The 18,717-nt window shown below is 54.5% G+C and carries 19 protein-coding genes; 8 read left to right on the forward strand and 11 right to left on the reverse strand.

Going from position 1 to position 18,717, the window contains the following annotated elements:
* Positions 1–24: 24 nt before the first annotated feature.
* The 3 genes from IB237_RS18850 to IB237_RS26330 form a co-directional block, all read right to left on the reverse strand.
* Positions 25–285 (reverse strand): DUF2188 domain-containing protein, encoded by a 261-nt coding sequence (locus tag IB237_RS18850; RefSeq protein WP_192490227.1) that lies wholly within the window; start codon positions 283–285, stop codon positions 25–27.
* Positions 286–432: 147 nt separating this feature from the next.
* A complete protein-coding gene (locus tag IB237_RS18855) occupies positions 433–921 on the reverse strand; it encodes a cupin (RefSeq protein WP_192490228.1) in 489 nt (162 codons plus the stop codon).
* Between the two features lie 198 nt (positions 922–1,119).
* Positions 1,120–2,205 carry an alpha/beta fold hydrolase gene (locus IB237_RS26330; RefSeq protein ID WP_192490229.1) on the reverse strand — a complete coding sequence of 362 codons (1,086 nt, stop codon included), beginning with the start codon at positions 2,203–2,205 and terminating at the stop codon, positions 1,120–1,122.
* A 186-nt stretch (positions 2,206–2,391) separates the two neighbouring features.
* Here IB237_RS26330 and IB237_RS18865 point away from each other — a divergent pair, with 186 nt between their 5' ends.
* Positions 2,392–2,862 (forward strand): BA14K family protein, encoded by a 471-nt coding sequence (locus IB237_RS18865; protein WP_192490230.1) that lies wholly within the window; start codon positions 2,392–2,394, stop codon positions 2,860–2,862.
* A 56-nt stretch (positions 2,863–2,918) separates the two neighbouring features.
* Here IB237_RS18865 and IB237_RS18870 read toward each other — a convergent pair whose 3' ends face one another.
* The 3 genes from IB237_RS18870 to IB237_RS18880 all read right to left on the reverse strand — a co-directional run bounded on the left by IB237_RS18870 (position 2,919) and on the right by IB237_RS18880 (position 4,861).
* A complete protein-coding gene (locus IB237_RS18870; protein ID WP_192490231.1) occupies positions 2,919–3,581 on the reverse strand; it encodes a TetR/AcrR family transcriptional regulator in 663 nt (220 codons plus the stop codon).
* A gap of 117 nt (positions 3,582–3,698) precedes the next feature.
* Positions 3,699–4,022, reverse strand: a complete 324-nt coding sequence (locus IB237_RS18875; RefSeq protein WP_192490232.1) for a hypothetical protein — start codon at positions 4,020–4,022, stop codon at positions 3,699–3,701.
* An 89-nt stretch (positions 4,023–4,111) separates the two neighbouring features.
* Positions 4,112–4,861, reverse strand: coding sequence for a hypothetical protein (locus tag IB237_RS18880; protein ID WP_192490233.1), 750 nt, complete (start codon positions 4,859–4,861; stop codon positions 4,112–4,114).
* Between the two features lie 218 nt (positions 4,862–5,079).
* Here IB237_RS18880 and IB237_RS18885 point away from each other — a divergent pair, with 218 nt between their 5' ends.
* From IB237_RS18885 to IB237_RS18905, 5 genes are all read left to right on the forward strand, one after another.
* Positions 5,080–5,469, forward strand: a complete 390-nt coding sequence (locus IB237_RS18885; RefSeq protein ID WP_192490234.1) for a cupin domain-containing protein — start codon at positions 5,080–5,082, stop codon at positions 5,467–5,469.
* A gap of 147 nt (positions 5,470–5,616) precedes the next feature.
* Entirely contained in the window at positions 5,617–7,686 is a 2,070-nt protein-coding gene (glgX, locus tag IB237_RS18890) for a glycogen debranching protein GlgX (protein WP_192490235.1), read from the forward strand.
* 61 nt (positions 7,687–7,747) lie between these two features.
* Positions 7,748–8,308, forward strand: coding sequence for a DNA-3-methyladenine glycosylase (locus IB237_RS18895; protein ID WP_192490236.1), 561 nt, complete (start codon positions 7,748–7,750; stop codon positions 8,306–8,308).
* Positions 8,309–9,243: 935 nt separating this feature from the next.
* Positions 9,244–11,709, forward strand: coding sequence for a membrane-bound PQQ-dependent dehydrogenase, glucose/quinate/shikimate family (locus IB237_RS18900; RefSeq protein ID WP_371815358.1), 2,466 nt, complete (start codon positions 9,244–9,246; stop codon positions 11,707–11,709).
* Positions 11,710–11,923: 214 nt separating this feature from the next.
* On the forward strand, positions 11,924–12,613 hold the full coding sequence (locus IB237_RS18905) for a superoxide dismutase (RefSeq protein ID WP_192490238.1): 690 nt from the start codon (positions 11,924–11,926) through the stop codon (positions 12,611–12,613).
* Between the two features lie 126 nt (positions 12,614–12,739).
* Here IB237_RS18905 and IB237_RS18910 read toward each other — a convergent pair whose 3' ends face one another.
* The 3 genes from IB237_RS18910 to coxB are packed head-to-tail and all read right to left on the reverse strand — an operon-like array spanning position 12,740 to position 16,391.
* The gene (locus IB237_RS18910; protein ID WP_192490239.1) at positions 12,740–13,063 is read right to left on the reverse strand and encodes a hypothetical protein; all 324 of its coding nucleotides are present in this window, start codon (positions 13,061–13,063) and stop codon (positions 12,740–12,742) included.
* Between the two features lie 2 nt (positions 13,064–13,065).
* Positions 13,066–15,561, reverse strand: a complete 2,496-nt coding sequence (gene ctaD / locus IB237_RS18915; RefSeq protein ID WP_192490328.1) for a cytochrome c oxidase subunit I — start codon at positions 15,559–15,561, stop codon at positions 13,066–13,068.
* Positions 15,561–16,391, reverse strand: coding sequence for a cytochrome c oxidase subunit II (gene coxB / locus IB237_RS18920; RefSeq protein ID WP_371815359.1), 831 nt, complete (start codon positions 16,389–16,391; stop codon positions 15,561–15,563). Before coxB ends, ctaD begins: the two co-directional genes overlap by 1 nt.
* Between coxB and IB237_RS18925 the strand changes: the two genes are divergently transcribed.
* Complete coding sequence (locus IB237_RS18925) at positions 16,284–16,781, forward strand: DUF2231 domain-containing protein (RefSeq protein ID WP_192490241.1); 498 nt, start codon at positions 16,284–16,286, stop codon at positions 16,779–16,781. The genes coxB and IB237_RS18925 overlap by 108 nt on opposite strands.
* On the opposite strand, the gene IB237_RS18930 is transcribed toward IB237_RS18925, so the two are convergent.
* Positions 16,759–17,259, reverse strand: coding sequence for a CopD family protein (locus tag IB237_RS18930; protein WP_192490242.1), 501 nt, complete (start codon positions 17,257–17,259; stop codon positions 16,759–16,761). The two genes, IB237_RS18925 and IB237_RS18930, sit on opposite strands and share 23 nt — an antisense overlap.
* On the reverse strand, positions 17,259–17,963 hold the full coding sequence (locus IB237_RS18935; RefSeq protein ID WP_210324017.1) for a cytochrome c oxidase assembly protein: 705 nt from the start codon (positions 17,961–17,963) through the stop codon (positions 17,259–17,261). The genes IB237_RS18930 and IB237_RS18935 overlap by 1 nt, the downstream gene beginning before the upstream one ends.
* 221 nt (positions 17,964–18,184) lie before the next feature.
* Here IB237_RS18935 and IB237_RS18940 point away from each other — a divergent pair, with 221 nt between their 5' ends.
* Positions 18,185–18,661, forward strand: a complete 477-nt coding sequence (locus IB237_RS18940) for a hypothetical protein (RefSeq protein WP_192490243.1) — start codon at positions 18,185–18,187, stop codon at positions 18,659–18,661.
* Positions 18,662–18,717: the final 56 nt, after the last annotated feature.

The raw sequence follows: 18,717 nt of genomic DNA on the forward strand, positions 1-18,717 counted from the left end.
GCTACTGTAAGAACCTGACGGCTTTCATTCGCTGCTCGCCTTAGTGTCGTCAACGATCTCTGTGTCTGGCCGGTCGCCACCCGATGCATGTTCGGTCCTCCAGCTACCGTCGGCGAGCTGGAATGAAATTTCTGCATCGCTGCCTTCAAGCTGCTGTCGCTCGGCCGCAGATCTGGCAGCGGCCAGCGCATTATCGTGAGTTGGAAATGTTTCAGACCAGACATCGCCATACCGGTATGCATAACCGCCGTCATGCTCGTCGACGTGATAGGTAACAAGTGCCATTCAATACGCTCCTTTGCAATATTTCCCACTTATAATGCTCGCGCTAACGCTGTGGTTCCTGTTAAGCGATAAAGTACGACAAGAAGGGCTCGCTGGTTGTGGCGAAGCTCATGACAGGCCCGTTCTCTGCGACCAGATTCTGTCGTTCTAGCGCCAGTATTCCAGCACCCCACCGTTCGAACCAAACGCAGGGTCTGTATCGGGAATTGGCAGTGTTGAAATTGTCGTTTGCATTGCCTGCGTAGGGGCGGCCGTTTGAATATCGGCGTACTGGTCCTTCGGATAAGCCCCAACAATCTCGAAGTCGGGTGATGCTCCCAAATTCTGATGACCGGTACCTGCTGGCAGAATGAGACAGTCACCTTTCACGACATGGAAGACGTGACCACCAACACCACCAATCAAAAGCTCTGCGTCACCGCTGGCCACACCAAGCACTTCATGAGCGCCAGAATGATAATGCTGGAAATCAAATACGCCGTCTCGCCATATTCCCGTCCAGCCGTTGGCGGCGAAGGCCGTTTCGAAGTCCGACCAGTCTAACTCCTGCAACGCGGCTCGATAAAGTAAAACCGGGAGGTTTGGATTGTTCGGGACCCAGGCGCTTGATTGAAAAATTACGTGTTCAACGTTCATATGGCCCCGTTTGAGATAAAGTCGGCCGGAATTTTCACATTGTCAGCCGCCGGCTTGCTTCGCAAGCAGACATAACCCTCGGAAGATGTTTGCAGTTCCGTCACAAGGTCGAAATGCACCCTCGCAGGTCGATAATTGTTCATACTTGTTGTGAGATCCAAGCAGAGCGAAGATTGCTCCCGCGATAATCGATTGATGTCATTGGCTGAGTAGCGCGCCGCCCAACCGGAACGGAGCAGAGACAACCGCGCCCACTCCATTCAGGACAAGCGAGCCGGTTCCGGCCACGGGATTGGCAATTCTTTCATTCCGCAATTGCGGGTAAGCTGCCGCCAGTGCTGCGAAACGGTCATGGTTACTCCCATTGGCAGATGGAAGGCTTGAAATGTCAATGATCTGAAGGTTTTCCCGTACGGCAAGAGCGCGAGTTCGTGGGTCATTTACATCAAGAGCACCGGCGTTGAATTCCGAGCCTGCGAGCCTGCGTGACAAATTAAGTGCGAGATCGTCCTTGGCCGCCAGAATGACGATCGGGTTTTTGAGACGACCGGTCATGGCAAGTTGTTTGCTCAAAAGATCGACATCGATGTCTGGCGCCGCCAGTACAATTTGATCGATCTTACTGAGGCCATCCTTTCGTCCTGTCAGGCTTAATTGCCTGACCGCCTCAACGGCAAGCCAGGCTCCCATGCTGTGGGCCAGCACGATGCTGCGAACATCGGCTCTGCCAAGATCGGTCAGTACGGATGCGAGATAATCTCGCGCAAATGCAGCAGAATCTCTGTCGGCGAGGTAGCCGGTCGCGGATCCCTGCGACGGCCAGTCAAACAAAATCGGAACATCTGCGGCGGAAGAATCTGCGGCCATCTGCGCAAGCCGGAACAGAGCCTCCTGATAGCTGTAGTTATAGCCGTGCACAAATATTCCGGTTGGAGTTGCCTTGGCGCGTTCTTTCGCACGCGAGATGAACTCGGTCTTCGTAAGATTCCGGTGCGAGACGACTGCGAAAGATGTGCGGGGATCAGGCTTGGCGGTAGGCCATTCGATGTTCGGCGCCTTGTGGCCCGGCGGGATGGACACCGTCACTTCCAGATAGCGGAGCCGATCCGACCTGCCGGAGGTAAAAGACTGGAAGTCGTCTTTGGCGGGAACGCGATTTGAAGCCACGAGGATCGATACGGTCTTCGCATCAGGGAGTGGTGCCACGAGGGCGAGGGTGGCTGGCCCAGGACGCGCGCATGCACTGAGGAAGAGAACGCAGAACAGGACCACGATACGGAGCACGAAAAAACCTCTGACTGAAACTGCCTGATATCTATCTCGAATTTTTGAAAAAAGAACCCCTCGTTGGGATCGGCAAAAATACGGTGCTCACCGTAACGTGACATAAAAAAGGTACTGATGAGTTTATATTGTCGGGAACAATATTTATCCATCGATAGTTAGGGACTTGGAAATCAGGAGAACGAGATGCTTTTCAAGAAGACTTTGATCGCAGCATTGTCCGCTGTCACCGTGATGACGTCTGTCATTCCCGCATCCGCAGTACCAATGACTGTGATGAAGCCGATAATCTCAGACCATAAGGACGTGGAGACTGTTCAGTACCGTCGCGACCATCGTAATTTTCGGCGAGACCACCGAGATTTCCGACGCCATGATCGTCATGATCGTAGAGGCTGGTATGGTGGTCACCGCGGACACCGCGAGTATCGCCACGGCTATCGTCGTCATTCCGATGGCTGGTGGTATCCGCTGGCCGCGTTCGGAGCAGGTGCGGTGATCGGTGGTGCAATCAGTAACTCGCGGCCATCAGCTTCTGGTGTAAACCCACGTCATTATCAGTGGTGCTCTGCGCGCTACCGCACATATCGCGCCTACGATAACACATACGTACCGCGAGTTGGCGTCCGTGCAACGTGCCAGTCGCCCTATTATTGATTACGTTGATTACCAGTAGTCGTGATTATGACCTCGGTCTGTAAGGGCCGGGGTTCTTAAGGGTCGCTATAGCCGCAGCCTCGTAAGAAAAATTCTACAGATGATCGGGCACTGGCGAGCACCTCATCGGTGACGTCTGTGTCGCCTGCAATGACGCGACGCGTCAGTGGCCAATAGAGGAGAGATGAAAACTGCTCAGCGAGGAAGCTGTGGTCCCCCTCAATTCCACCTTCGGCGAGTAAAATCATGATCCGCCTCTGAGCGGGTTTACGCCCTGCCTCCTCGACGATCCGGACCAACTCTGGAAACATGTCGGCTTCCCGATGCACGAGAAAGTACAGTGCCCTTACATCCTCCTGCAAAAAGCCTTCAACCGATTTTTCAGCCATGTTCATCAGCCGTTCTCGTAGCGTCGTTCCAGATAGAACATACGGATCTGCAATAGCCTGTTTTTCTTCGATGAAGCGTCGGACCACGGCATCAAACAATTCAGCCTTGGTCGCGAATTTCGAGTACACAGTTCTCTTTGAACTCTTCGCGAGCGCTGCCACCTGGTCTATGCTTGTGCGCTCATAACCATTCTGGAAAAATAATGTCTGGGCTGCGGTAACGATGTCCTGAACCACCGCCATCTCACTACCTTTTACAGGTCGACCACGAGGTCGGCAAGAAAGAGCACTCTTAATGTGCGTTTTTGCGATGGCTTTTGTCGAAATCATATCTGCCGCCCCTTTTCTCCAACTTGGCGGGAGACATCATTGATAGCAATATTATCCGTCTATGATGAGTAAATTCGTCAAAAGGTTGGTGTGCCCGCGTCCTATCCAAGGCGGAGGTTACAGATATCCAACGTGCTCACCATCCGAGACATCGTCATCCCAATTACCAGTTCCAATTCGAGGGCTTTCGCCTGACAACAGTTTATCGTCGTTGGAGTTGTCGCCGTCGGCTGAATTCTGACTGGCGTCATTTTCCTCACCGGGTGAGCGATCATCATCAGTGTCTGCCAGCACGGAACGCTTGTGCAGATTTTCATTGATTGTCGACTGGCGTTTGGCAAACCACGTGTTGTCCGGCTCTGACGTGATCGACATGCTCTCGCCGACCCGTGTTGCGGTTGATCGCTCTGTGCCTCGTGTGGCCTCGACTTTCTCAATCATCCTCACCTCACCAGTCAAAAATTCGTTCGGGTTGTTTACCAGCAGACAATGTTGGGCGCTCACTTGCGGGATGAACGCCCGATATTTTGTCATCGATCACGGTTGAGGATTTGATCCTGCCGCAGTCCGTCAATGTCCTGAGACTGACGCATCTCCCTCTTAGCCGTGTCGTTAGCTTCGTCTACCGAAAGCTGATGGCCGGTCGGTAGGATATCGTCTCTAAGATCGTCTGGGATCTCCGAAATATCGACATCATAAGACCGGACCCGCCCCGAGCGGGGCTCTGCTGTCCGCGTAAGCCGCCCGACGCCAGCATTGCCTGATGGATCTCCGGCAAAAATATCATCCGTCGCGCCTGCGGCTTGTTGACGTCGGTCCGCGTCAGCGACAGTGGAAACCGGGTCCGTTTGCACTTGTCTGAATTCCGAGATTGCCTTGTCGGTATCCCAGCCCTCACGCCGCCAGAGATCGGCCCGGTCATCGATGTCGATCGTGCCGTCATCATCGAGGATGTCATGGGCGGCGTTGTATCTTTCGCGATCGACATCGACTGAAACAAGGAAACCGCCTCGTTTCAATCCTTCAGCATAAGTCGCCCGGTCATCGTCCGGAAAAAACCAGTCCTCCAGCTTGGCCCAAAAGCCACTTTGATCGAGCGTCGTTGCCGCGCCTTCGCTGACTTCATATCCGGGCAGTAGCCGGACTTCATCAATTCCAGCCGCCTTCAGTCGATTTACGGCACTGTCGGCATCGGCGCGACTATCGAATAGGGCGGTCAGGTTGCTCGTGGTCGCTGCGTCTCCCAATCGAGGCGCATCGTTGTTATAGCTGATACTCATGGGGCATTCCTCCTGTTGTGAACAACAAACCGGATGCGAGGCATTCTGTTCCGTCGGATACAGTCGTTCTTTGATGAATGGTGTGATGCCAACACGTCCTCCCACTTCCACTCACGTTCGACCTTCGAGATAGTTGAGCTTTTGGTCGCGATGATCAATTCACTTCGCTGTTGGCGAAATTCCGCTTAGGATGGAAACCAGTGCGGAGGACGGTTGCGATGGCACGTAAGGACTTTGATCCCGATACAGTCAGACAAGATGGTCGGCCAGCTGCTAAAGCTACGTTTTTCAGTCTCGAAACAGATGGTCCATGGCGTGGCTCGCTGCCTGGAGAAATGCTGGGCTCACCGGTTACCGTTTTGGCCTATGGTAACGACACGCCGGGTGAAGGTCCGCGCCTCCACGTTCACCCCTATGATGAAACCTTCGTCATTGTCGCCGGTCGAGCCCGCTTTTTTGTCGGAGATCAGGTCATCGAGGCCGAAGCCGGGCAGGCAGTTCTGGGACCCGCAGGCTTACCGCATCGTTTCATCAATCTTGGGCCTGGTCGACTGCAGACGATCGACATTCACCATTCGCCGCGCTGGATTCAGACAGACCTGGAGTGAGAACCGCTGTCGCGTTTGCATCGCGGGAACCATTTTCGCCTGATGTGGTTATGCCAACCGTGAACCGGCTGTCTTTCGGTTCATCGCAGGCTAATCAGCTTCGCGTGTCTTCATCTCTTTCTTGTTGGATCTACGCGAGGTCGATCGATGCCGAAAAACAATGCCCGCATAACGGCGGGAGACTACACATCCTTAGGGGCAACGCTCAATGATGACGGCGTGAATTTCGCAATTTTCAGCGCCCATGCGGAACGGGTCGAGCTTTGCCTTTTCAGTGAGGATGGAAAAAGTGAAATCGAACGCATTGAGCTTCCAGAATACACCAACGAGGTCTGGCACGGTTTTGTCCCCGCTTTAAAGGCGGGCACCCTTTATGGATACCGCGTCCATGGCCCCTACGAGCCCGCAAAGGGTCACCGTTTCAACGCCAACAAACTGCTCGTTGACCCCTATGCACGCGAAATTGTTGGCGACATCGAGTGGGGCCAACCGCATTTTGGTTATGGTCTCGACAGTGAAGACAAGGATCTGTCATTCGATGAAACGGACAGCGCGCCCGTTATGCCGAAGGCGCGGATCATCGATCCCAAGGAGTATGATTGGGCGGGCGATATCAAGCCCGGAATATCATGGTCCAAGACCATATTTTATGAGACCCATGTCAAAGGGTTCACGCAGCTCTTCTCTGAGTTGCCGGAGGAGGTGAGAGGCACTTTCGAGGGCCTCGGTCACCGACAGATCGTGGATTATTTCAAAAGTCTTGGCATCAGCTCCGTCGAGTTGCTGCCCATCCACTGGTTTCCAGATGATGCGCACCTGCTCGACAATGGGCTTAAAAACTTCTGGGGCTATAACACGCTTGGATTTTTTGCCGCCGCACCCCGCTATTACGGGCCGCGCGGCCTTGCGGGCTTCCGTGATATGGTACGTGCCTTCCATGACGGCGGGATCGAGGTGATCCTCGATGTCGTTTACAACCACACAGCCGAGGGTAACGAGCTTGGGCCGACGCTTTCATTCAAAGGCATCGACAACTTTTCCTATTATCGCACGATGCCCGATGAAGCGCGGTATTACATCAATGATACCGGGACCGGGAACACGGTAAACACCTCGCATCCGCGCGTCTTGCAGCTGATTACGGACTCGCTGCGTTATTGGGCGCAGGAGATGCATGTCGACGGTTTCCGCTTCGATCTTGGGACCGTTCTGGGACGTGAACCGGAGGGTTTTGATCAGCGCGGCGGATTTTTCGATGCGGTCGGGCAGGACCCGGTGCTTTCTCGCCTGAAACTGGTCGGAGAGCCGTGGGATATTGGCCCAGGGGGCTACCAAGTCGGTGGTTTTCCACCGGGATGGGCAGAATGGAATGACAAATACCGGGACACTGTGCGCGAATACTGGAAAAATGAAGATGGCACTGCCCCGGAATTCGCGTCGCGACTTTTGGGTTCAGCCGATATTTATGACCAGCGCGGCCGGCGTCCGTGGTCCAGTGTGAATTTCGTGACGGCCCATGATGGCTTTACGCTGCACGACCTCGTTTCGTATAATGACAAGCACAATGACGCCAACGGCGAAGACAACAAGGACGGCCACGACCATAACCGCAGCTTCAACTACGGCGCGGAGGGCCCCACCGATAATCAGGATATCATTGCGGTACGCGAAAGACAGAAGCGCAATTTCCTCCTGACGCTCCTTTTCTCTCACGGCACGCCCATGCTGCTGGCAGGCGACGAGTTCGGCCGCAGCCAGATGGGTAACAACAACGGATATTGCCAGGATAACGAATTGAGCTGGGTGCATTGGGACAACCTTCCTGAAAGCACGCATGTCTTGCGCGAGTTCACCAGGGAGGTCATTTCGCTGCGGCAAAATCACTCCATCCTCCGGCGCGACAGCTGGCACGACGGAACAGTTGTGACGTGGTATAATCCCGATGGAAGTGAGCGTGGTGGCGAACAATGGGCAGATGCGAGAAGCAGGACCATGGCGCTGCGTTTATCGCGAGATGACAGTGACGAAGAGGGCTGGAAAGACGTTCTGATATTGTTCAATCCTCATGATGCCGCTGTACCCTTCGTTCTTCCTCAAGCGAACGGGAAATGGACGGCGGTGCTGACCACGACCGATCCAGATGTCAAGGAGCAGCAGCTAGACGCCAATGAGTATGTGGTGTCCGATCGCAGTGTTGTTTTGTTGCGATCAGACTGAGGCATGAAATATGTAGGGGATCACATGCTTGCTTGAGGCAAACCGGGCGAGGTTAAGGTCGATGTCACACCAACAGTTTTTTGCCAGACATGCTGCTGATGTCGCGAGAGACCTTGTTGGTGCGACCTTCACCGTCGACGAGGTTGGCGGCGTCATCGTCGAGACAGAAGCCTATACAGCCGATGACGAGGCCTCCCACAGCTTCAGGGGTAAAACGCCAGGCAACAGCGTGATGTTTGGCAAGCCGGGGGATATTTATGTCTATCGTTCCTATGGCCTTCATTGGTGTCTCAATTTCGTGTGCCTACCTGCAAGTGCCGTCCTGATCCGGGCAATTGCACCCGAGCACGGACTGGCCCAGATGTATGCGCGCAGGAAAATGCATAATGACACACTGCTGTGTGCCGGGCCGGGCAGACTGTGCCAGGCACTGGACATCACCGGCAAGTTCAATGGCCTGTCGCTCGAGTTGCCAATTTTTTCGCTGACGATCCCTGTGTTGCACTCGCCGCTGCAATGCGGACCTCGGATAGGAATTTCAAAGGCCAAAGATGTGCCCTGGCGGTTTGGACTGAGCGGATCCAACTATCTCAGCAAGTCTTTCCCGCCATGCACGGTTTGAACTTGCAAAGCTCGCTCCGCTCGGCATCGATGCCTTAGGCAGTCATATCCACCCGAGTGGCAAATTGTGGGGGGTGCTAGGGGCCAATCAAAACACGTCATTTCGCTGACGAAGATGAATTTCCGCTTGCTCGCACAGATAAAGGAACGACGAAAGCTTGGTATCCCGCCCATCAAGGTCTCGTTATGGCGATGCAGCCACCGAGGTGAAGTACTGTATTCGCAAAGCTGATAGCGGTGAAATCACAGGGATCGCGCGAAAGGGAGAGTTTTAGCTCTATCACGAGGGCAAACCAATAGGTTTTACTAGAATTGCCAGAGATATCACTGCCCGGAAACTCCGAAAACAACTGGAGAAACTCGCGCCCCCTTGAGGCAATGGGTGTTGAAACATTTGACTTTGATCGCCGGCATCAAATGCTGCGGGGAGGGCAGATGTCGTAAATTGTTCGGCTGCCGCCAACGGAAACGATTTCATACGAAACCTTTGTCAAGGGGTTGCATCCAGATGATAGTGTGACACGTGATGCAAGCCCCACGATATGTATCAACTTGGTGATGTAATCTTACCCTTCCATGATGGGTCGAGTGCGAAGCCGGACAGGTGGGGCGCTCGTCTGCCGTTTCGTTGGCCATCGCGAGAAACCGGAAAAACCGCGATGTTCACCATCCCTGTCGCGTCCGGTTGACACGGTTCGCGCTCTGTAGGGTAACTGAAGGGGCCGTGGTTGGTTCCCGGCGGCCCTTCAATACAAGAGCTTGGTACGCTAGGCGACATTATTCGGAATGTTCGCCAAGTTCTCCTCTGACAACCACGATAACAGGATGATCCTCCAGTCAAACAAAAAAAGTCGGAACAATGTCGGTCCTGCGACGTTCGCAAAAAGATACAACTGGAGGTGGATGATGTCGGAAGTGACAGGAACGGTTCGAGACGTGCGTAATGGATCTTGGTGGCCAGTCGCCGTAGCAATTGTCCTGATACTTTTCGGTGTACCGATATTTGCGGGTGGCATATGGCTTATAACACTCGGCGGCTCCTGGTATTACGTGCCGGCTGGACTGGGATTGCTGGCGACCGCCTATTTCTTGATACGCCGGGACAAAGCGGCATTTTGGGTCTATCTCGTCACATTTGCTGCGACGGTCATTTGGGCTTTGTGGGAAGCCGGTTTTAACGGGTGGGCACAAGTTCCGAGGCTCGTTGCGCCGACTGTTGTTCTTCTTCTTGTCGTGTCTGCATTTCCGATGTTACGGGGCCCAACCAGGCTGCGAACCGCATTGACTTCGATAGGCATCGGTTTTTTCCTTCTGGGAGGTGCAATAGTCCTGAGGGACGTCGGCGCTCCTCCGTCACTTGCGCAAGATGTCTCCCCCTCACAGCCGCAGCCCGACAACTCTGAACCAAGCGACGCGCAAGGTGTTCAACCACCTTCTTCCGCTGTTCAGCCATCCGCCACACAGGCAAGCTATGAAGTGTTGGAAACCGGATCTGACTGGCCCGCCTATGGCGGGACGCATGAAGCAAAGCGCTATTCCCCCCTTGATCAGATAACACCTGACAATGTTGGAAAGCTTGAGAAAATATGGGAGTTCCGAACCGGCGACCTGCCCGAGGGAAATGAAGCTTTCGGTAATCAGAACACGCCGGTAAAAGTTGGTAGTCGGTTGTTCGTATGTTCAGCGCTGAACAAGGTAACAGCACTTGATGCTGCAACGGGAACAGAGTTCTGGACCTACGATCCCGAAGTGTCCACGGACGCAATTGGATACAACGCCACTTGCCGTGGTCTTGCGTATTACAAGAACCCGGCAGCTGAAACAGACGAAATGTGTGCTGCTCGTGTAGTTGTTCAAACCCTTGATGCGCGCTTGATTTCCCTCGACACGGAAACCGGTCAACTTTGCTCCGGCTTTGGTAAGGAGGGCATCGTCAACCTGATGGATGGCATCGGCGACTCTGCGCCAGGCTTTTATTCGCCCACATCACCACCAACCCTAGTTCGAAACATCTTGGTTGTCGGCAGCCAGGTCAGTGACGGACAAACACGGGAAGCCCCCTCAGGCGTTATCCGTGGCTACAATGCAGTGACGGGCGAACTTGCATGGGCCTGGGATATGGGAAAGCCCGGGCAGACCGGAGCTCCGCCAGAGGGCGAAATCTACACGCCGGGAACACCCAACGTGTGGACCATAGCCTCTGGCGATGACCAATTGGGACTGGTTTACCTTCCCATGGGTAACTCAGCTGTCGACTATTGGGGTGGTGATCGCTCCGACGAAGAAAACACCTACTCGACTGCCATCGTTGCCTTGAACGTCGAGACAGGGCAGGTCGCATGGCATTATCAGACCGTGCACTACGACGTATGGGACTATGACTTGGGTGGGCAGGGAAGTCTGGTCGATTTCCCTACACCGAATGGACCGGTACCGGCCATCATAATGCCGTCGAAACAGGCACAGTTCTACATTCTCAATCGGGCGACTGGTGAACCTCTCGTTAATATCGAGGAGCGAGCTGCACCGACCGGTGGTGTGGAGCCGGAGCGTTTGTCGCCCACCCAGCCGTTTGTCACCGATTTTCCGAACCTGCTCAAACCACAGCTGACTGAAGCCGATATGTGGGGTGCAACACCACTTGATCAGCTTTGGTGCCGGATACAGTTCCGCCAGGCTGCCTATGATGGCGTCTACACCCCGCCGACGGTCGACAGGCCCTGGATACAGTTTCCCGGTTACAACGGCGGCTCGGATTGGGGCGGCGTAGCCGTGGATCCGGTCAACAACATTATGATCGCCAATTACAACAATATGCCCAATTACAATCAGCTGGTTCCGCGAGAGGAAGTTGATGCCATGGGTGTGTTGCCGATTACCGATCCCAACTACAATCCTGACGCCGGCTCCGGTTCGCACGGCAGCATCAATCCGCAAGCCCTTACGCCCTATGGAATTCGTGTGAATGCAGGTTGGCGGGTGCCGTTGACAGGTCTTCTTTGCAAACAGCCCCCCTATGGCGGTTTGACAGCGATCGACCTCAATACCCGAAAAGTTCTGTGGGATCGTCCATTCGGTTCCGCTCGCAAAAATGGGCCATTTGGTATCCCTTCGATGTTGCCAGTGGATATCGGAACACCAAATAATGGGGGTGGGGTTGTCACTGCATCAGGATTGTTTTTCATCGCTGCCGCGACGGATGACATACTGCGTGCCGTGGATATCCGCACGGGTAAAGAGGTTTGGCAGGAAAAGCTCCCGGCTGGTGGCCAGGCAACGCCGATGATCTATGAAGCCAAAGGCCGACAAATAGTGGTTATCAACGCGGGTGGTCACGATTTCATGGAAACACCGATAGGGGACTATTTCATAGCCTACGCGTTACCTGCCGCAAGTAACTAGCGAAGTCCTGCAGCCCATTTAAACCTGGAAGATTGGATGGGCTGCAAAGCAGCTTAAACGCGGTCTAAAGTCGCGTATCGGAATATACAGCCATCGCAGAACTTGCGATCGTGCCCGGTCTGTCAGATTTTTCGGTGAGACAAAAAGAAATGGCGAACTTTTGATCCGCAGAATGGTTAGCCCTACTTCTAGAACCGGAACAGGAGACAGATCCATGCATATGACGAGACGCGACCTAATGGTCGTCACAAGTGCAGCTGCGGCTGCGGGCATCTTGAGCAGTCCACATGTGGCTTCTGCCGCGGCACCGTTTGAGCTTCCTGCCCTTCCGTTCAAGGAGGATGCGCTTGCGCCGCATATCTCGGCCAAAACCGTCGCCCTGCATTACGGAAAACATCACAAGGGATATTTTGACAAGCTGGACCCCTTGGTGAAAGGCACGCCCTACGCGGATATGGACCTCGAAGGCATCGTCGTTGCTTCCGCCAAGAACAAGGACACTAAGATTTTCAACAACGCTGCACAGGCTTGGAACCACGTGGTATATTGGCAGCAGTTCACACCGGGTGGCCCCAACAGGCCCGACGGTAAACTTGCAGAAGAGCTGACCTCGACGTTCGGCGATTATGAAGCTTTTATCGACAAGGCCGTGGCGGCCTCCGACGAGGTATTTGGCACCGGCTGGGTGTGGTTGACACGAGACGATGGCAACAAACTGGCACTTGTCGGATATGAAGACGGCAACAATCCCGTGGCAGTCGGACGCCCGGCCTATCTCGGCATCGATATCTGGGAGCACGCCTATTACGTTGATTATGAAAATCGAAAACCAGAACACATCAAAGCTGTGCTGACCAATCTGATCAATTGGAAAATTGTCGCTGATCGGGTCAATGCTGCCTAGTCGCAAAAGCCATTGTTGAGTATGCCCTCGGTGACACCATACCGCCGAGGGCATTATCGTAACCGGCTTTGACGGCTCCCGTCTAAAGCATGTTCATGGTCTTCTGCGCCACCCGGCCGCCATCTATCAGCACAGTTGCAGCCAGAATATCCCCGGGAACACCAGTATGGTCGATGCCATTCCGGCGATGGCGCAATACCGTCCTATACGGTTGATGCCGCCGCTTGCCGCTTCGCTTTTGATCACCGCGAAATAGGCATAGGCCGACACGATCAAGGCCAAACCCAGCACGGCGACGATGAGGACGCGCAACTGGCTGATGTCTCCCCACAGGACGAGATCCCAACCGGCCCGGCAGCCAACGGATTGCACTGCATAAAACAGGCTGAAGAACATGGCCCAAAGCAGGAGAGGTCCGATCAAAATCATCATGATTCGATAACGCGTCATCGTCAGCTCCCCTTCAGCGCGACCGTGAAAATGAAGGGGTAGATGGCTGCAACGATAGTGACTGCCAGACAGTAACCGTGCCACAGGCGTGCAATCAGCAGGTCATTTTGGCGGACTGACGAAATGTAGCCGCGATACAGTCTGAAGCCGCAAAAGGCGGAAAACACCGCCCCCAGCATGAGATGAATTGTCAAATAGGTGAAAACGGCGAACTTCACCGCCTCAAGCGCGTGCGAGGTTGCCAATGTCTGTTGAAGCAACTCATTCAACGTCAGGGCCGAAGCGATCAGATAACCGACAAAAGCGACTGCCAGAAACGCGTAATTCCATGTTTTGCGATATCCGGCCAGTATTCCGGATAGGCTCGCGGCCATGGCGGTGGCCGTGATCCAGATAATGTTGTTTTCGGACGCGATCGCGCTTGTCGCCGGTGCTGCGGAAACCCAGAGGAAAAGACCGCCAAACAGCAGGGACGAAAATAAGGTGGAGTTAGCGACCAGTGTCAGGCGCATTGCAAGTATGCTGGGCGCATCCCGGCTCTCGAAGTTCAAGGGAAGCGTGCTTTCAGGTGACGCAGACACAGGGCCGCGATCCTGGCGCGCATCGCCATTTCTTGTCCACAGCAGAAAGATGCCGAGCGTGGCGAGCAGAAACACGACCGCGAGGCCGTATAATTTGAACAGGAGACATACGAAAAATCCGCCAGTCGCAATAGCTGTCAGTAGCGGCAGGTAGGTCGGTCTGGGCAAGATGATGATCTGATTGGCCTCTCCGGATACCGCATCCACGCCGATGGATTCCATCCAGCCGTTTCGTGCGAAACCGAGGTAGCCCTTTCCCGCTGCCAACTCTGCTCCCAATTGATCGATTGGCAAATCGTCCGCTCTCTTTGAAACATGCGGGATCGATGCAAAACTGTAGGACGCTGGCGGCGTAGGCATTGCCCATTCAAGTGTTCCGGCCTTCCAGGGGTTTCTCCTGAAGGGTTTGCCGTAGAGGAAGATCAGCACGATATCCAGGGCGGCGAGAACAAAGCCCATCGCCATGACGAAACTGCCAAAGGATGACAACAGGTTCAGCCACTCCCATGGTGACGCGTCGGGATAGGTAGAAATCCTGCGCGGCATGCCAAGCAGACCGGTCAGATGCATCATGAAAAATGTCAGGTTGAAACCTGAAAATATCATCCAGAATGCCGCACGAGAGAGGTGCTGAACGGGTTGGCGACCACTCATGTGGGGCAGCCAGTAATAGAGGCCTGCAAGCATGGGAAACAGGAAACCGCCAACCAGTACATAATGCAGGTGAGCCACGACAAAGTGGGTATCATGGGCCTGTTGATCGAACGGCACCATTGCCAGCATGACGCCGGTCAAGCCGCCGATGATAAAGACGAAAAAGAACCCAAAGACGTGAAGCATCGGGACGTTGAGTTGAGGGCGCCCCTGGGCAAGTGTCGCCAGCCAGCTGAAAATCTGAATGGCCGTTGGTATGGTAACCAAAGCGCTGGCGGCAGAAAAAAACGAGAGGGCAACGTGCGGAATGCCCACCGTGTACATATGATGTACCCACAGGCCGAACGAAAGAAATGCCATGGCGATCAGAGACGCAACAATCAGGTGGTAGCCCGTTAATGTCGTGCGGGCCAGAACCGGTATAATCGTTGACAGTGCGCCGGCTGCCGGAAGGAATATGATATAGACCTCGGGGTGCCCGAACAGCCAGAACAGATGCTGCCATAACAAGGGGTCACCACCCCTGTCTGGATCGAAAAATGGCAGATCAAATGCCCGCTCTGCCTCAAGCAGGATTGAGCCCAGAATAAGTGGCGGAAAACCAACCAGCATCATGCCGCCAACGACCAGCATATACCATGCGAAAATTGGCATTCGAACCAGCGACATGCCAGGCGCGCGCATGCGCAGGATGGTCACGACGATTTCGATAGCGGCGCTGATTGCCGAGATTTCAACGAAGGTGATGCCCAGTAGCCATATGTCGGCATTGATGCCAGGACTAAACTTTGACGACGATAGCGGTGTGTACATGAACCAACCGCCCGATGGCGCCACACCACCCAGCAGGGCAAGAACAAGCATCGAGCCGCCAAACAGGTAACACCAGTAGCCGTATGCTGACAGGCGGGGAAATGCGAGGTCACGCGCGCCAAGCATCTTGGGCAAAAGATAGATCGCCAGACCCTCGAAGAATGGTATGGCAAACAGAAACATCATGATGGTGCCGTGCATGGTGAACACTTGGGCATACTGGCCAGCGTCCATGAAGGCGCTTGCAGAGGTTGCAAGCTGTGTGCGGATGAGCATGCCGAGAAAGCCACCAATGGCGAAAAAAGCCAGGGCCGTTACCATGAACCGTTTGCCTATGACATTGTGATTGACCGCTGAAAGGCGGCGCAGACCCGTTCCCGTTTCCCAGATATGTTCCAGCTGGCGGTGCAGTGCCAAAGATGATGTTCGTCGGGTTTCTGTTCGATCCATCACTGGCGCAAATTCCTCAGCAATTCTTCAAAATCATTCGGGCTGTGCGTGTTGACGCGGAAGCTCATCTGGTCGTGGCCTATTCCGCAATATTCTGAGCAGATACCGCCAAACGTACCCTCGACATCTGCCTTCAGGACGATGCTGTTGACCTGTCCAGGTATGGAATCGATCTTGCCGCCCAGCCTTGGCACCCAGAAACTATGGATGACGTCGATGCTTGTCGTGTCGATCTGGACTGTTTGTCCTACCGGCATATGAAGAACGTCACGGCTGTGCACCTGGTCTCCATCGATGGTGTAGGTAAACTCCCAACTCCACATGCGCGATGTCGCCGTTATCGTGACGTCGGGTTTCGGCGCGTTAGTCCCAAAAAGCGTTTCGCCCTGAAAAAATGCAAAGATCAGAAGCGCGATAAGGACCGGAACAGGCATGCCGATGCCGCCAATTCCAATCCAGTGTTTTGCGCTGATGTGGCGTACCTTGTCTGTGCGCAACATCACCATCGCGAACAGAGCCATGACCAGTACAAAAATAACTGCGGCCCCACCGAACATGACCCACCAAAGATCGGCGACCATGCTTGCGGAAGGTCCAGCAGGGTCGAGTGTCGACAGATCACTGCGGCAGCTGGATAACAGGGATGTGGCGAGGCCTGCAACCAAGAGATGCTGGAACCTGATCAGTGCTTCGCGTGTTGGTCTGAACACAGGAGAGAAGATATGCCAGATACTGAAGGTCCGAACCCGGTCATTTCCAAACTCGAAGAGAAAACGACCAGTTCTGCAGTGGCCGTCGCCGGTCATCCACTTCATGCCATGACGGTTCATTTTCCAATTGCTTTGGTCATCGCCACCCTTGCTGCCGATATCATGTTCTGGTGGACGGCTGACACCTTTTGGCAAAGAGCCGGGCTGTGGGCGGCGGGTGGTGCTTTCTTTAGTGGTGTTGCCGCTGGTTTGATCGGTACCGCCGAGCTTTTGCTGGTAGCCGGCATAAGGGCACGGGTTGCAAGCTGGGCGCATGGCATCGCAGCCATGGGCCTCATCGCCGTCGCGGGAGCGAACTGGGGAGGGCGTGTCACGGATGTGATTGCTGTCTTGCCACATGGCTTGGGTCTGTCGGTGCTGGCGACAATGCTCACAGGACTGGCAGGCTGGCACGGCGGTAAGCTGATATTTGATCACGGTATCGGCCTCATGGTATCTCCCAAGGACTGACTTCCGACACGAGTTTTTTCAGCCCACCAGGTTCAAAAACGCCAGGTGGAAGGGTCAAGTTGATATCTGGCCGTGCCAACACCACAAAAATGATGCCGCCAGCCACCAGGCAGCTCAGCATGGTGGCAATGATAAATCTCCAGACGGGATATACCTCTCCCTTTCCAAACAGGCGGATAATCACGAGGCCCGTCAGGACATGTATGACAATCAGCATCCCGACGAGTACCAGCTTCACAGAGAACCAGCCACTATAGGGATGTTGCAGGAACGTCAGGCCTGTGCCTGTGGCGATGGCGACGAAGGCTGCGGGAGACAAAATCCTGACATAGGAAAACCGGACGATCTTCTGCAGACGGTACAGTTCATCATCTTTGCGGATATGGGCTCTTTGAACATAAAGACCCGGTAAACTGACGATGCCGGCGGCCCAGATCGATATTGCAGCCAGATGAATAAATTTAACGAGCGTCACCATCAGTTGCCGCCCCGTCGCTCAACGGGGGCCATCAACCGTGAACTTACCATCCAGATCGCAGTGACGGCATAAGGCAAAATACCAACGGTCCACATTAAAAGGCCGGCAAGTTGCTGATCCTGAAGTGGATTGAGACCAAATGCTTCGGTCGTCAAAAAGTGCGCTTCAAAAATCGGATAAGGCGCGAAGGTTATGACTGCGGCCAGAAATCCCATCTGGACCATCGTGCCGACTGACAGACCGATCGCTGCAAAAACAGATGTGCGCTGTGACAGCATGACAGTCCAAAGCCAGACAGATGCGAGAATTAGCCCGCTTTGCATCAGCCAGTATTGCCATGAGCCAGACAGCGCAAAGTCGTAGGCGACGGGAAAGTGCCACAACCAGTAAATTGCGGTGTGCAGCACAAATACCAGCTCAACCGGTACTTTAACACGAGAGGTGAGCCTAAGGGGCAGTATCATCGCAATCATCGGTGCGGCGACTGCTCCAACAAGAATATGATGTACCGCGCGGGCTGAAAACAAGGCGCTTGAGAGGGCACAAAGCGGAGAGATGAAGGCGGCAAACACAACCATGCCAAGTGCTGTCGTCAATCCGCGTTGCGCGCGCGGTTGCGCGTAATACAACGCAATTAGCCCCGCAGCCAAGATGATGATCAGGGCGGGATCAAAATTCCACGAAGAGGACAGGTTAGCAGGCATGGGAGCAGCGCCGCAGTAGGGCTCAAACACGCGCGACAAATTTTTGTGCCCCCTTTGGTCCGATTTCGGAGATCCGTTCAGTTATCGCAACGCGTCCGGCTCCCAACGGTTCCAAGATTTGTCGCGAAAATGTGAGAGACAACCTGAAATAGGCATTTCATCGGAACAATGCAGGAGTTTTGCCCGTTACCTAACCTTGGATTGTGCTTAAGGAGTTTCGTATGCCAGATGTCACAGGTTTGTTTCAACATCTCAACGGTGCCCGCCGCGCGGTGAAATACCTTGAGGATATCGGCATCAATCCCGCCGAAATTTCAATCATCGCTTATGACCCAACTGCCGATCTGGCCCCGCATCCGGACGCCAAGCAGGGCGCAACAGCCGGCGCTGGGATTGGAGGTGTTCTGGGTACGGTTGGCGGTGCTCTCACGGGCCTTGGGCTGGTCGCCATACCTGGTGCTGGCCCCCTCGTTGCATCCGGTTGGCTGGTGACTGCGATCACAGGAGGTATGGCGGGTGCTGCGACCGGGGGAACCGCAGGGGGGGCACTTGGGTTTCTGATGAGCAGTGGCTTCGAAGAACCCGAAGATGTGGTCCGTAAACTCAAACAAGGCTCGACCATTGTCAGGGTGATGGTGCCCGAAAAGCGCTTCTTCGAAGTGAAGGATGCATTTCAAAAGCTGGCCAACGCCCAATAGCGCGGCTGCCCAAATCGAGCCCAGCAGGTTGTCAGAATGGCGCTCTCCCCGCCAGT

The organism is Agrobacterium sp. AGB01, from assembly GCF_014851585.1.
GTDB lineage: Bacteria > Pseudomonadota > Alphaproteobacteria > Rhizobiales > Rhizobiaceae > Agrobacterium.